The sequence below is a fragment of the Gemmatimonadaceae bacterium genome (genome assembly GCA_036273715.1).
Lineage (GTDB): Bacteria > Gemmatimonadota > Gemmatimonadetes > Gemmatimonadales > Gemmatimonadaceae > JADGGM01.
This window is the reverse complement of record DASUHB010000037.1, coordinates 57256-70167: the sequence shown is the minus strand read 5'-3', so window position 1 is coordinate 70167 and position 12912 is coordinate 57256. Positions and strand designations below refer to the sequence as shown.

The following is a 12912-nucleotide window of genomic DNA, read 5'->3' as shown; positions in this document are numbered from 1 at the left end:
CCGGGAACGTGAGCCAGCATCGAAAGCAACTGCCTCGCACGCAAAGTGCGCGAAGACGACCTGTAGAAAACGAAAATCCCGAGCGACGTGGCCGGGAGGTCGCTTTTTAGCAGTTGTTTAACGTGGCTGCAATATGCGGGCAAATCACCACGGCCTACAATTGTCTGTGGGCAACGTACGGCGCGGGTCGCCGCGTGTCAAGCGCGGAGCACTCCTGGTGCCGGTTCAGTTTGGGGCGCCGTTCCCTCATGGCTTGCATCTTCGTTCATGAAGACGCGGACACGCAGGACACAACGGACAAAGCACTGACAAAAAATCACCGCTTGGTGTTGCTCGTGTCGTGTCCGTTGTGTCCTGCTTTGTCCGCGTCTTCATGAGCGTAGCCCTCTGCCCCTCCGGCCTGCAACGAGGCTCATCGGGGTACCGGACCAAACTGTACTTCTACCGCACGCCTGATAGACGCTACCGCGCGTGGACAAATGCCACCGAGGCCACTCATTTGAGAGGCGGAATGCCGATGAGCGGATTTTACCAGTCGCCGCCCGTGCTGGGCAACCAATATCGCGACGACGTGCTGCTTCGCTCGTACCTGCGCGGCACGGCGCCGCCGGCGGTGTTGGCCGAGATCGAGCCGGAGCTCCTCGCGTTAGGCGGGCGCGCGGCCGGTGAATGGCTCGCGCTGGCGGAGCAAGCCGAGGCGGAGCCGCCGCGGCTCCGCTCGTACGATCCGTGGGGCGCGCGCATCGATCGGATCGAAACGAGCAGTGCCTGGCGCGCGCTCGAGCGCATCTCGGCCGTCGAGGGACTGGTCGCGCGCGGCTACGAGCGCGACTATGGCGCCTACTCGCGCGTCGATCAATTCGCGCGATTGTATCTGTTCTCTCCGTCGTCGGCCACGTACTCGTGTCCGTTGGCGATGAGCGACGGCGCTGCGCGATGTCTCGAGCTCCTCGCCGACGACGAACGCCAGCGGGCTGCCTGCCGGCACCTCATCTCGCGGGACCCCGCCGAATTCTGGACCGCCGGACAATGGATGACCGAGCGGACGGGCGGCTCCGATGTGTCCGGCACATCCACCATCGCCAAGCGCGATGGTGCGCAGCACCGGTTGTTCGGCACCAAGTGGTTCACGTCGGCGACGACCTCGCAGGTGGCGCTCACGCTCGCGCGTCTCGAGGGCGCCGAGGCCGGGAGCCGCGGCCTGAGCTTGTTCTACCTCGAGCTGCGCGACGAGGCCGGCCGGCCGCGCGACATGCGCGTGCTGCGTCTCAAGGAGAAGTTAGGCACGCGCGCCCTGCCGACGGCCGAGATCGAGTTGGACGGCACGCCGGCGTGGTTGGTGGGCGGAGAAGGACACGGCGTGCGCAAGATCGCGACGGTGCTGACCATCACCCGCGTGTACAACGCGATGGCGTCGGTGGCCGGGATGCGTCGCGCCATCGCGCTGGCGCGGGACTACGCGCGGCGGCGCGTCGCGTTCGGCCGGCCGCTGAGCGAGCACCCGCTGCACGTGGACACGCTGGCCGGCATGCAGGTGGAGCTTGCCGGCTGCTTCCTGCTCGCGTTCCACGTCGTGGAGCTGCTCGGCCTAACTGAGTTGGGCGTAGCGAGCGACGCCGACGCGCGGCTCCTGCGCCTGCTGACGCCCGTCGCCAAGCTCTACACCGGCAAGCAGGCCGTGGCGGTGGCCAGCGAAGCCGTCGAAGCGTTCGGCGGCGCCGGCTACATCGAGGACACCGGACTCCCGCGCCTGCTCCGCGATGCACAGGTGCTCTCCATCTGGGAGGGCACCACCAACGTCCTCAGTCTCGACGTCTGGCGCGCCATCGATGCGGATGCCGGCGTCATCGATGAGCTGTGCGCCCGCGTGAACCGCCATCTCGACGCCGCGCAGTCGGATGATCTCGCGGACGCGTCGTCGCGCGTGCGCCATGCAGCGCGAGACCTGGTGCAGATCTCGCGGCGGCTTGCCAACGGCACACCGGCCGATCGGGAGGCGGCTGCCCGTCGGTTCGCCTTTGCCATCGCGCGCGTCACGGCCGGTGCGCTGCTCATCGCGCATGCGCATCGCAGCCGGATGCTGCCCGTCGCAGCGCAGCTGGCCGACGCCGCGCGCCGATGGTCGTGCCGCGAGCTCATCCCCGCGCTCGACACCGGCGACGCACATCACGCCGCGTCGAAACGACTCGGACTGGATGCAGACTGGCCGCTCGTGCCGTAACGGGTGTGCGTGGTGGTCGTCCCATTAAGGGTTCTTCATTCACCACGCACGTCAGGCCGGAGCTCGGCGATGTCCACACCACCGCACGACGCCAAACGCGGCGTCCGCGGGTCCGTCGTCATCCTCGGCGCGGACGCTTGCCTGGCCGCTCTCCCGGCCACGCCCACACAACTGATCAACGCCTGCTTCGCGTTGGGCTACGATGACGTCATTCCCGCATCGTGGGGCGACGAGTTGCTGGCGGTGGGCTGCCTCGACCAGCTTGCCGCGCGCGGCGGCGGGCCGGCGATGGCGTGCATCTGTCCGTTAGTCCGCGAGCAGCTCCGGGGCGCGACCCGGCTGGGTGACAGCGCAGTGCGCCTCGTGTCGCCGCCGGTCGCGGCGGCGCTCTATGTTCGCGCGACCTCGCCGACGGCGCAGCGCATCACGTACGTGGGCGACTGTCCGGGCGCGGGCCATCCGAGCATCGACATCCACCTGTCTCCGGCGCAATTCCTCGCGCTGCTGGCCGAACGCGGGATCGTGCCGGGGGCCCAGCGGCCGGCGCCGAGCGATGCGGGCCGAGTCGTGCGGGACCGCCGCCGCCATTATTCGCTGCCGGGCGGCGTGCCCGCGCCCGAATGGCTCGGGTCTGAGGGCATCGAGCGAACCCTCGTCGATCCGGACGACTTGACATCGATCGAAACATCGGCGCACGGCGGACACACCTTGATCGACTTTGCGCCGCGGCTCGGCTGCGTGTGCAGCGGCGCGCTTTCGGGGTGCGCTGCGCAGGAGGCGCGCGCCGCGGTGATGGCGCACGAGCCGCCGCGATCCGGAGACGAGGTGGTGGACCACGCGGTGATGGTGTCGGTGGCCGACGAGGCGCCTGCGCGGACGACGCCCCAGGCGCGCGACGTGTCGTGGCCGGAGTTCGTGGCGGCGTTAGCCGGTGTGTGGGACGTCGGCGCCCCCGCCCCGGCCCCGGCTGCCGCTGTCGCGGGACCCGCGACAGCGGCAGCCGCGCCCGGGGCGCCACCGATCGAACGCGCGGCCGCCCTGCGGCCGCGCGTCCCCAAGCGGTTAGGCGAGGAAGGCCGGATCTTGCCGCGGGCGTACCAGGCGCGCCGCGCGGCAACCCGCAGAGCGGCGCCCGTTCTCGATGAACGGCCGGCGGCCGCGAGCGCCGAACGCCTAACGCAGCCCTCGGCGCCGCCTTATGGACCGGCGTGGGCGATGCGCCGGCCGACGCCGGCGAGCATTCCGCGCGCCCCGGTCGTGCGCGAGGTGCGCACGCGGCTCGCGTCCGCGGATCGATGGCTGCTCTCGGCGCTGGTGGTGGCGGGCAGCATCATGGTTGCCGTGCTGACGAGCGTGCTCACGGTGCGGGGGCTCGACCGACCGCCCGAGCGGTCCGCGCTGGCGGCGCCAGCGCGGGCGGAGACGGTGTTCGTGGCGGCGGAGAGCACGCGTGCGCCGGAGCTGCCCAGACCGGCGCGTCCGACGACCGCGGCAGCCCACGCTGCCCGCGAGCGCGCCGCGCCGGCGCGCCCGCACCCCACGCTCGTCGCCCAACAACCGCACCGGCAGCTGCCTAACGCAACGCCGGCCGTGGCGCCGCCGGATGCCGCGAGCCCATCCGCCCCGGTGGCCGCGCCACCTGCTGCGCAACCGGCAGCGCGGCCGCCGGCCGCTTCGCCCGCGGTGCCGCCGCCCTCGACCCCCGCGACGCCCGCGGCCACCGCCCGCGATACGACCGCCGCGTCCAACGCCCAGGTGCTGCAAGAGTTGCGGGAGATCCGCAGCGAGATCGAAGCGCGTAAACACCACGTCGACTCGCTGACCCACGCGCTCGACTCCCTCAAGAAGGTCGACCCGCCGCGCTGAGCGGCCTTGACCGGCGTCGCTCGTTCGGGGTAGCAGAAGAGATAGATTGCGTTGCGCCCCTGTCGGGTGCGATGGGACAATCGGCTACTCGAGCGGGGAGCGGAGCATGATCGGGTTTGGACGGATGGCGGCGGTGGCCGCCCTTGGTGTGTGCCTAACGATCCCGGCGGCGCGCCGCGCCGCGGTGAACCCTGCGTCGCATCGCGATGCGGGCTCGGCCGTTCGCGATACGACGACATTCATGACCGTGGATGCCGCGGCCAAGAAGGTGAGCCTTCGCCTGTACGCCGCGTACGGCAGCGAGAACGGCGGGATGAACTTCAACGGTGGGTCGCGCGGCAACCAGACCATCACGATTCCGTTGGGCTGGACCGTGCACATCGATTTTCAGAACAAGGATGCCATCCCGCACTCCGCGATCCTGCTGCCCGACCACATGCCGCTGCCCATGCAGCCGGACAATCCGGCGATCGCGCGCGCCTACACCAAGGACGTGACCGCGGGGATCCCGACCGATGGCACCGATACCATGGATTTCACGGCGCAGCCGGCGGGCAACTATCTGATCGTGTGCGGCGTGCCCGGACACGGGCCGAGCGGCATGTACATCAAGTTCGTCGTGTCGGCCGACGCGAAAGCCCCGTCGTACGAGCGCTGACGCCTAACGGAAGCAAAAGCGTCGCGGATGCACGACACGCCGGGGAAGGCTCCCCGGCGTGTCGTGCGCGCGGTGCTCGATGCGAATCAGTTCGGTCCGCCCATGCCCGGCCCGCCCATCGCCTTGTAGCCCGCCGGCGGCGTGAACTCGGAGGCCGGCAACGACTGCGCCTTGATGCTCGTCGCGACAAACACCTCCTGCGTCGCGCCGTTTTTTGTCGTCGTGACCTTGAGCGGGAACATGCCATCCTTGGAGCCGAGCATGTTCTTCATGATCGAAAACATCTTGGACCCCTGGCTCGCATGTTGGCCGCGTCCGGGCGCGTCGAGGAGCATGAAGTTGCCCATGTCGGTCGCGATGCATGCGTCGGATTCGGTGTGTTCGTCGGGGTCGACGGCATGATACACGGTGCAGGTGTGTCCGGCGATCGCCTCGGTCTTGCCGGTGTCGGTGATCTTCATCTTGTTCAGCGCCTTCTGTGATTCCGCCTGCATCTTGTCGAGCGGCATCGTCATGTACATCTGTTGGGAATCCATGACGATCGTGGCCGTGTTCTGGCTCTTGTTGTAGATGACGCTCATCGTGCCGCTCTCCTTGTCCTGCATCACCATCTTGGCCATTCCGCCGGGGCCCTGCAGGTACTGCATCTGGCTGGGAACGCTCTCGTCCTTCATGTTCTGCTGATTCTGATAGGTCACCACGCCTTGCCATTGGGCGCCTAACGGAGCAGCGGCCAGAACCGCGGCCGCCATGGCAGCGAGCGGCGCGCGCGTGAAACGGTGTGCCATCTGCGGACTCTCCATCCAGGGTAAAGGGGGCGTGTGTGTCGGGATCGCTGCCCCGACAGTAGCAATCGCGGTCGTGGTGCGCCACACCGCCCAACGGACGGCCCCAACGGACTCAGCAATGGAACCGTCGGCTATTCATCGTCGACCACGTACGTAAAACGGATGTATCGCTCGGATTCTCTCACCCCGGCGTGATGCGTGCTGCGATTCGGTCGGAAGGTCGAGATCGTCGTCGCCTGCGCCATCGTTCCGTGCGCACTCGAGGTCTTACCGGCCTCGACAGTGTTGCGCTGGTTGAAGCGAGTCCCGAGGCGCCGCGGTGACGCCATTGCGCCGGGCCGCATAGCGCACCACGTCGATCGATTGTTGATGCGGGCGCCCTTGGTGTGGCATTACACGTGTCTGCGGCGGGCAACCGTGCTGGCCTTCCTGCTCCGCCGCGACGGACGCGACGCCGATGTCGTGCTCGGCGCGCGCCGTCGTGCCGGCGGCGAGCTCGAGGCGCACGCGTGGGTCAAGTGCGACGGAGAGGATCCGTTCCTCGAGCACGGCGACGTGCGCAGCTATCGCGCGCTGCGCACGCCGTCAGATCCGGCGTCTCACGACCCCTGACAGTCGCTCACCTCATGCGTCTCGAGATCGAGCGTGCAGGTGAGACCGCCAACCATCAGCGTGACGTCCTGGGTGCCGTTGAAGGTGATCTCGGCGCGCCGTGTCACCGTGCGGGTCTGCGTGCGCGTGGCGCGATCGGCTTCGAAGTGCACCGTCAGGTTGTGCACGATCGTTCCGCTCACCGGCCAGATGTTCTGGGAGCGCGGCATCTCGAAGGTCACGTTCGTCGCCGTGTCGTACGAGAGATAATGCCAGTGGCGCGTCACGTTCTGCCCAACGAACATCGTGCTGTCCTGCCGGACGCCGACCCTGTTCCAGATGTGCGTCACCGGCGTGCTCGAGCGGTCGATGCTCAGGTTGGCGGTGTCGTTGCGGTTCACCCAGACCGTGCGGAAGGGAAACCAGCCTTGCGTGTACGATCCCGCGAGCTGATGGGTGTGGTTCACCGAGTCGGTGGCGGTGGTGAAGCCGAGCGCGACCGTCGTGCCGTCCCAGAAGCGTTTGCGGTTCGTTAGGCTCAGACCGCGCCACGTGCCCGTGCAGGTGAACCATCCCTGTCCATCGGGACCGCTGCAGTCGGTGCTCACGCTGCGGTTCACGTCCAGCGTAAGGCCCGGCGCGGGAACGCCCAACGCGCCGTTCACGCCATCCGATTGTTCGTCGTCGGTCATGAGGTCGACGGAGGTCGCCATGGCATCGCCGACATCGTTCGCGACGCCGCTGTCGATCGATGCGTTGGGCACGAGGCTGGACGGCGACGTCGCGCCATCGCTGCTGCACGCCGCGAGGCCGCCGATGCACGCGGCCGCGCCGAGACATACCACACGGTAAATCGGGTTCATACGCTCCTCGTCAGAGAGTGCTTGTGCTCGTAAGACGAAGGCAGAGGTCGCGTGTTAATGCGCGCTTCCTTTTCTTTATGCCGGTCTTACGATTCAAAACACCATGCCGCCATCTCCTTTTGCCCGAACGAAGGTCGTCTGCACCCTTGGGCCCGCCAGCTGCTCGCCCGATGTGCTGCGGAGCCTGATGGATGCGGGCCTCAACGTCGCCCGCATCAATTTTTCACACGGGACGCACGAGCAGCACTCGGCGACGATCGCGACCGTGCGCCGCATCGCACGCGAGCTCGACCGCCCCGTGGCCATCCTCGGCGATCTGCAGGGCCCGCGCATTCGCGTCGGTGATTTGCCGGCGCCGGTCGAGCTGGCGCCCGGCGCCGACATCGTGCTCGTCCCCGAGGATCAGGTGCGCGACGGCGAGATCCCCGTCACCTATCACGCGCTCGCCGATGATGTGAGCGTCGGCGATCGCGTGCTGATTGACGATGGACTCATCGACCTCGTCGTGTTGGATGTGGCCAAGCCGCGCGTCCGGCTGCGTGTCGTGCACGGCGGACAGCTTCGGAGCCACAAGGGGATCAACCTGCCGGGCGTCGACGTGTCGGCGCCGTCGATCACCGACAAGGATCGCGCCGACATCACGTTTGCGATCGAACAGGGGCTCGACTATCTGGCGCTGAGCTTCGTTAGGCGGGCGGACGACATCGCCGAGCTGCGCGGGCTCCTCCCGAAGGATCTGCTCATCGTCGCCAAGATCGAGAAGGACACCGCGCTGGCGAACATCCGCGCGATCCTGGAAGCATCCGATGCGGTGATGGTCGCCCGCGGCGACCTGGGTGTCGAGCTGCCGTTCGAAGAAGTGCCGTTCGCGCAGAAGCGCATCATCGCGCTGGCCAATGCGTTAGGCAGGCCGGTGATCACGGCCACGCAGATGCTCGAATCGATGGTGACGCATCCGCGCCCGACGCGCGCCGAGGCCAGCGACGTGGCCAACGCGATCCTGGACGGGACCGACGCCGTGATGCTGTCGGCCGAGACGGCAGCGGGCGAGTATCCGCAGCTCGCCGTGCACGCGATGACCCGCATCATCCTCGAGATCGAGCGGCGCCCCATCCCGCAGGCGGCGAAAGTGCTCGCGCGCCGGGAGTCCGATGCGGCCGTGTCCACCGAAGACGCCATCGCAGCGGCGACGGCGGCCGCGGCGAGCTCGCTCGATGCGCCGGTCGTCATGGTGTTCACGAAGAGCGGATTCACCGCGCGCATCGTGTCGGCGCACCGACCCAGCGTCCCCATCTGCGCCATCACGGATGTCGAACGGACCTACCGGCAGCTCGCGCTCGTGTGGGGCGTGCACCCGGAGCTCGTGCCGACGGCCGCGACCTACGAAGAGATGTTCGAGCACGGCAGCCGCGCGGTGAAGGCGTCGGGGTTTGCGAAGGCGGGCGACCGGATTCTCGTCACCGCCGGCGTCCCGTTCGATGTCCCGGGCACGACCAACCTGCTGCGCGTCGAGCACGTGTGAAGCTGACATTTTTAGGCACGGGGACGAGCTTCGGCGTTCCGCAGATCGGATGCAACTGCGCCGTGTGCCGGTCGCCGGACCCGCGCGACCGGCGAACGCGCTCGAGCGCGGTGATCGAAACCGACAGCGGCACGCGCCTCCTCATCGATACGGCGCCCGAGTTGCGGCTACAGCTCATCGCCAACGACATCGATCGCGTCGATGCGGTGTTGTTCACGCACGAGCACGCGGATCACACGCACGGTATCGATGACCTGCGCGCGGTCTCGGTGCGGCGCGGTGCGCCGCTGCCGCTCTATGGCTCCCCGCGCACGCTCGAGCAGCTCGCCCAACGATTCCCCTACATTTTCGACGATGAGGTGCGCCCACCGGCGGGCACCTCGAAACCGGAAGGGCACGCGCATCCGCTGCGCGACGGCGAGCCGGTGCAGATCGGCGACGCCGTCGTGCTTCCGGTGCCCGTGCCGCACGGAGAGCTCCCGGTGCTGGCCTATCGCGTTGGGCCGATCGCGTATGTCACCGACGCAAAGCGGATTCCGCCCGATGCGATGGACGCGTTTCGCGGCGTGGAAGTGTTGGTGCTCAACGCGCTCTTGCGCACCTCGCATCCGACCCATCTGAGCGTTGCCGAAGCGATCGAAACCGCGCGGGCAATCGGCGCAACGCGCACGTACTTCACGCACCTCACGCATCACAATCGCCACGCCGATCTCGAGGCCGAGCTTCCGCGCGGGATCGCGCCGGCGTTCGATGGCCTTACGGTCAGGGTCGACGGATCGTGACGCCCCTTGCGGGCGCTGGCTCGGTCGGTCAGAGTTCTTCTCATGCCGCTGCGCGCGGCATGACAGTGTCGTCTTTCGCGCTTGGGGGGCTGGGTGCATCAGTTCGGCAATGACGTCAAGGTCGAACACGGTCGAGTGACGCTCGTGAACGAGGCCGTGCTCCAAACAGAAGCGATGGACGAGCTGGTACGGGAGGCGGTGTTCGGGCAGGGACAAACGAAAGATCACGCCCAGTGGCTGCTGTGGGAGATCGGCCAGGCCGCCGGCGTGCGTCCGTCGAGCATCCACGATTTTTATCTCGCGCGCGGCGAGGGCAAGACGCACGGATTCACCGTGCCGGCCATCAACGTTCGCGGCATGGCGTACGACACCGCACGCGCCGTGTTTCGCACTGCCGTCAAGCAGAAAGCGGGCGCGTTCGTCGTCGAGATCGCTCGCTCCGAAATTGCCTACACGGACCAACGCCCGCGCGAGTACGTCGCGGTCATGCTGGCCGCGGCGCTGCGCGAAGGATTCCGCGGGCCTCTGTTCGTGCAGGGCGATCACTTCCAGGTGAACGCCAAGAAGTTTGCCGTCGACCGGCGGGGCGAAGTCGCGGCCGTCAAGCAGTTGGCACAGGAAGCGATCGCGTCCGGCTTTTTCAACATCGACGTCGACACATCGACGTTAGTCGACGTCTCGCTCGCGACACTCGACGAGCAGCAGCGGCTCAACTATCAAACGGCCGTGGACATCACGCGCTACATTCGCGAGATCCAGCCGGATGGTATCACGATCTCGGTGGGCGGCGAGATCGGAGAAGTCGGCGCGCACAACAGCACCGTCCCCGAGTTGCGGGCGTTCATGGATGGATTCAACGCCACGCTCAAAGAGAGGAGCGGTGCGGCTGTCGATGGTCTCTCGAAGATCAGCGTGCAGACCGGCACGTCGCACGGCGGCGTGGTGCTGCCCGACGGCACCATCGCGGCGGTCAAGCTGGATCTGCCGGCGCTCGAAGAACTGTCGAAGGTTGCGCGAACGGATTACGGCATGGCGGGCGCCGTGCAACACGGCGCGTCCACGCTCCCCGACAACGCGTTCAACAACTTCCCGCGCGTCGAAGCCTGCGAGATCCATCTTGCCACGAACTTCCAGAACATTCTCTACGACCACATGCCGGATGCCTTACGGAGCCGGATCTACACGTGGCTGGACGAGAATGCGAAGGAGGAGCGCAAACCGAAGGACTCCGACGAGCAGTTCTATTACAAAACGCGCAAGAAGGCGTTGGGACCGTTCAAGCGGGACATCTGGGATATGCCGGCGTCGGTGAAATCGGAGCTCGCCACGGCCTACGACCAGACCTTCGGCTTTCTGTTCGAGCAGTTGCGCGTGTCGAACACGGCGGACACGGTCGCGCGCTTCGTCAAGGCGCCGACGATGCATCGTGCGCCGGGGGCGCCGGTCGCCGTGCACGCGGCGCCGGACGACGCGGAGGCGGGCGAATAACCAACGCCGTCGAAGCGCGCTGGCATGCGGCGCTCGAGCGCCTGGCCGAGCACGCTGCACACGAGCTCAAGAATCCGCTGAATGGACTCGCCCTCAACCTCGAGGTGCTGCGCGCCAGGCTGGCGCGAGGCGTCGACGCGGCGAGCGTCACGCGATTTGCGGATGCGGCGTACCTCGAGCTCGAGACGCTGACCGAGCGAATCGAGGCGCTGCTTGCGTTGGCGCGTCCGCCACGTGAGCCGATAGATTTGCACCAGATGCTCAAGCGGCTCGCTACCCTGTACGGCGCGGCCGTTGCGGCCGAGGGTGGATCGCTCTCGGTCTGGTCGGCACCGGATGTGCCGCTCGAGACAAAAGCGGATTCGCACGCCGTTCGACTCGTGCTGGCAGCGGCAGTGGACATGGTGACGCTCCCCGCGGGTGAGGCAGAATGCGGCGTACGACCCGGTGAGCGGGACGATGAGATCGCAGTGACCGTGATTCGGAAAGGAAGCACGGGCGATGCGCGGCCGACTGGAGAGAATGCGCTGCGGCTGAGCGATGGCGTGAAAGACGCTGCGCTCGAAGCAGGTCTTCGGGTGGTCGATGGAGTGGAGGGCGTTACTATCATTTTCCCCCGCGCCGATTCCGGGCGAGAGGAGTTGCAAACCTAAGCCATGGATACGCCCAAGATTCTCATCGCCGACGACGAACGCAGCATCGCGGCCGGCCTGAGTGCCGTCCTCGAAGAAGAAGGGTATGCGGTCGACGTCGCTCCCGATGGACAGAAGGCGCTCGAGAGCCTGCTCGCGGGCACGTTCGGCGTGATCCTGGCCGACCTCAAGATGCCTAAACTCGACGGACTTGCCTTGCTCCAGGAAATGCAATCGCGCGAGATCCCAAGCGAATGCATCATTATTACAGGCCAGGCCACCGTCGACTCCGCGGTGCAGGCGATGCGGCAAGGGGCGTACGATTACATCGAGAAGCCGCTCACCGCGGAAAAGCTGAATCGCCTCAAAGCGCTCATCCCGAAGGCGCTCGAGAAATTTCAGGTGAAGCAAACCAACCGCGCACTGACATCTGAGCTGCAGGCACTCACGCACTATGGTGAACTGACCGGCCAGTCGGATGCGATGCGCAACGTCTATCAGGTCATCGACGCGGTTGCGCCGTCGACGGCAAGCGTGCTGATTCTCGGCGAGTCGGGAACGGGCAAGGAATTGGTGGCGCGGGCTCTTCATCAGAAGAGCGAGCGCGCGCGCGGGCCATTCCTCGCCCTGAACTGTGCTGCGCTGCCCAAGGACATTCTCGAGAACGAGTTGTTCGGGCATGAGAAGGGCGCCTTCACCGGCTCGACCAACGAAAAGCCGGGTGCGTTCGAGATGGCGCACGAGGGCACGTTGTTTCTCGACGAGGTCGCGGAAATGGCGCCCGACATCCAGGTCAAGCTGCTGCGTGCGCTCGAGTCGCGTCAGGTGCGGAGACTGGGCGGGAAGAAAGAAATCGATGTCGACATCCGCGTCGTCGCCGCGACGAATAGAGACTTGCAGAAGGCGCTCGCCGCAGGCGAGCTGCGCGAGGACCTGTACTACCGGTTGGCCGTCGTCGAGCTGTATTTGCCTCCTTTACGGGAACGGATGGGCGATCTGCGCTTGCTGGCGACGGAGTTTCTGGCGCGGTTCTCCCAGCAGAACGGGAAGAAAGTGACAGGATTCGATGACGCCGCCATTGATTGGATTCTCTCGTATCAGTGGCCGGGGAACGTGCGCGAGCTGAAGAACGCCGTGGAGCGGGCGGTCATCATGTCGCGCGCCGCCACCATCGGGCTGACCGATGTCGTTCCACGCCATTTGCGCAATTCGACCGAGGCGCCGGCGGCGGTGTCGCTTCCTGTCGGATCGACATTGGCCGATGCACGGCGACAACTTACGCTCAAGACGTTGTCGATGACCGGAGGCGACGTGGAACGCACGGCGCACATGCTGGGCGCCACGCCGGGAGAGGTTCGCGCCGAACTCACCGCGCTGGTGGACCCGGCGGAAGACGACGCCGAGCCCGATGCGGCGGCGCGAAACGTGAAGAGCTTCGGATCCGTCAAGGACAAGGACGTGGTCCGACAGAAATCGAAAGGTCGCCGGTGAAGAGACATGG

Annotated in this window: 11 protein-coding genes and 1 riboswitch; of the genes, 9 read left to right on the top strand and 2 right to left on the bottom strand. The window is 66.9% G+C overall.

Going from position 1 to position 12912, the window contains the following annotated elements; all coding sequences use genetic code 11:
* Nucleotides 1-87 precede the first annotated feature (87 nt).
* Nucleotides 88-161: riboswitch (SAM riboswitch) on the bottom strand.
* Nucleotides 162-517: 356 nt separating this feature from the next.
* From VFW04_08730 to VFW04_08720, 3 genes are all read left to right on the top strand, one after another.
* Nucleotides 518-2221 carry an acyl-CoA dehydrogenase family protein gene (locus VFW04_08730; protein HEX5179399.1) on the top strand — a complete coding sequence of 568 codons (1704 nt, stop codon included), beginning with the start codon at nt 518-520 and terminating at the stop codon, nt 2219-2221.
* A gap of 69 nt (nt 2222-2290) precedes the next feature.
* Nucleotides 2291-4087: a hypothetical protein gene (locus tag VFW04_08725; GenBank protein HEX5179398.1), complete on the top strand. Its 1797-nt coding sequence runs from the start codon at nt 2291-2293 to the stop codon at nt 4085-4087.
* Between the two features lie 106 nt (nt 4088-4193).
* Nucleotides 4194-4745 carry a sulfocyanin-like copper-binding protein gene (locus tag VFW04_08720; GenBank protein HEX5179397.1) on the top strand — a complete coding sequence of 184 codons (552 nt, stop codon included), beginning with the start codon at nt 4194-4196 and terminating at the stop codon, nt 4743-4745.
* A gap of 86 nt (nt 4746-4831) precedes the next feature.
* Here the strand turns inward: VFW04_08720 and VFW04_08715 are convergent, their stop codons facing one another.
* Entirely contained in the window at nt 4832-5533 is a 702-nt protein-coding gene (locus VFW04_08715; protein HEX5179396.1) for a DUF4412 domain-containing protein, read from the bottom strand.
* 198 nt (nt 5534-5731) lie between these two features.
* Here VFW04_08715 and VFW04_08710 point away from each other — a divergent pair, with 198 nt between their 5' ends.
* Complete coding sequence (locus tag VFW04_08710; GenBank protein ID HEX5179395.1) at nt 5732-6145, top strand: lasso peptide biosynthesis B2 protein; 414 nt, start codon at nt 5732-5734, stop codon at nt 6143-6145.
* Here VFW04_08710 and VFW04_08705 read toward each other — a convergent pair.
* A complete protein-coding gene (locus VFW04_08705; GenBank protein ID HEX5179394.1) occupies nt 6133-6987 on the bottom strand; it encodes a hypothetical protein in 855 nt (284 codons plus the stop codon). The genes VFW04_08710 and VFW04_08705 overlap by 13 nt on opposite strands.
* A 103-nt stretch (nt 6988-7090) precedes the next feature.
* Between VFW04_08705 and pyk the strand changes: the two genes are divergently transcribed.
* The 5 genes from pyk to VFW04_08680 all read left to right on the top strand — a co-directional run bounded on the left by pyk (nt 7091) and on the right by VFW04_08680 (nt 12902).
* On the top strand, nt 7091-8509 hold the full coding sequence (gene pyk / locus VFW04_08700; GenBank protein HEX5179393.1) for a pyruvate kinase: 1419 nt from the start codon (nt 7091-7093) through the stop codon (nt 8507-8509).
* Nucleotides 8506-9291: an MBL fold metallo-hydrolase gene (locus VFW04_08695; GenBank protein ID HEX5179392.1), complete on the top strand. Its 786-nt coding sequence runs from the start codon at nt 8506-8508 to the stop codon at nt 9289-9291. Before pyk ends, VFW04_08695 begins: the two co-directional genes overlap by 4 nt.
* Before the next feature lie 93 nt (nt 9292-9384).
* Entirely contained in the window at nt 9385-10779 is a 1395-nt protein-coding gene (locus VFW04_08690; GenBank protein ID HEX5179391.1) for a class II fructose-bisphosphate aldolase, read from the top strand.
* Nucleotides 10776-11432 carry a histidine kinase dimerization/phospho-acceptor domain-containing protein gene (locus tag VFW04_08685; protein HEX5179390.1) on the top strand — a complete coding sequence of 219 codons (657 nt, stop codon included), beginning with the start codon at nt 10776-10778 and terminating at the stop codon, nt 11430-11432. Before VFW04_08690 ends, VFW04_08685 begins: the two co-directional genes overlap by 4 nt.
* Before the next feature lie 3 nt (nt 11433-11435).
* On the top strand, nt 11436-12902 hold the full coding sequence (locus VFW04_08680) for a sigma-54 dependent transcriptional regulator (GenBank protein ID HEX5179389.1): 1467 nt from the start codon (nt 11436-11438) through the stop codon (nt 12900-12902).
* Nucleotides 12903-12912 lie beyond the last annotated feature (10 nt).

Bases quoted from the DNA above. Each gene is read 5' to 3' on its own strand.
- VFW04_08720 (HEX5179397.1), top strand. From the start codon at position 4,194: ATGATCGGGTTTGGACGGATGGCGGCGGTGGCCGCCCTTGGTGTGTGC.
- VFW04_08730 (HEX5179399.1), top strand. From the start codon at position 518: ATGAGCGGATTTTACCAGTCGCCGCCCGTGCTGGGCAACCAATATCGC.
- pyk (HEX5179393.1), top strand. From the start codon at position 7,091: ATGCCGCCATCTCCTTTTGCCCGAACGAAGGTCGTCTGCACCCTTGGG.
- VFW04_08680 (HEX5179389.1), top strand. From the start codon at position 11,436: ATGGATACGCCCAAGATTCTCATCGCCGACGACGAACGCAGCATCGCG.
- VFW04_08715 (HEX5179396.1), bottom strand. From the start codon at position 5,533: ATGGCACACCGTTTCACGCGCGCGCCGCTCGCTGCCATGGCGGCCGCG.
- VFW04_08725 (HEX5179398.1), top strand. From the start codon at position 2,291: ATGTCCACACCACCGCACGACGCCAAACGCGGCGTCCGCGGGTCCGTC.
- VFW04_08705 (HEX5179394.1), bottom strand. From the start codon at position 6,987: ATGAACCCGATTTACCGTGTGGTATGTCTCGGCGCGGCCGCGTGCATC.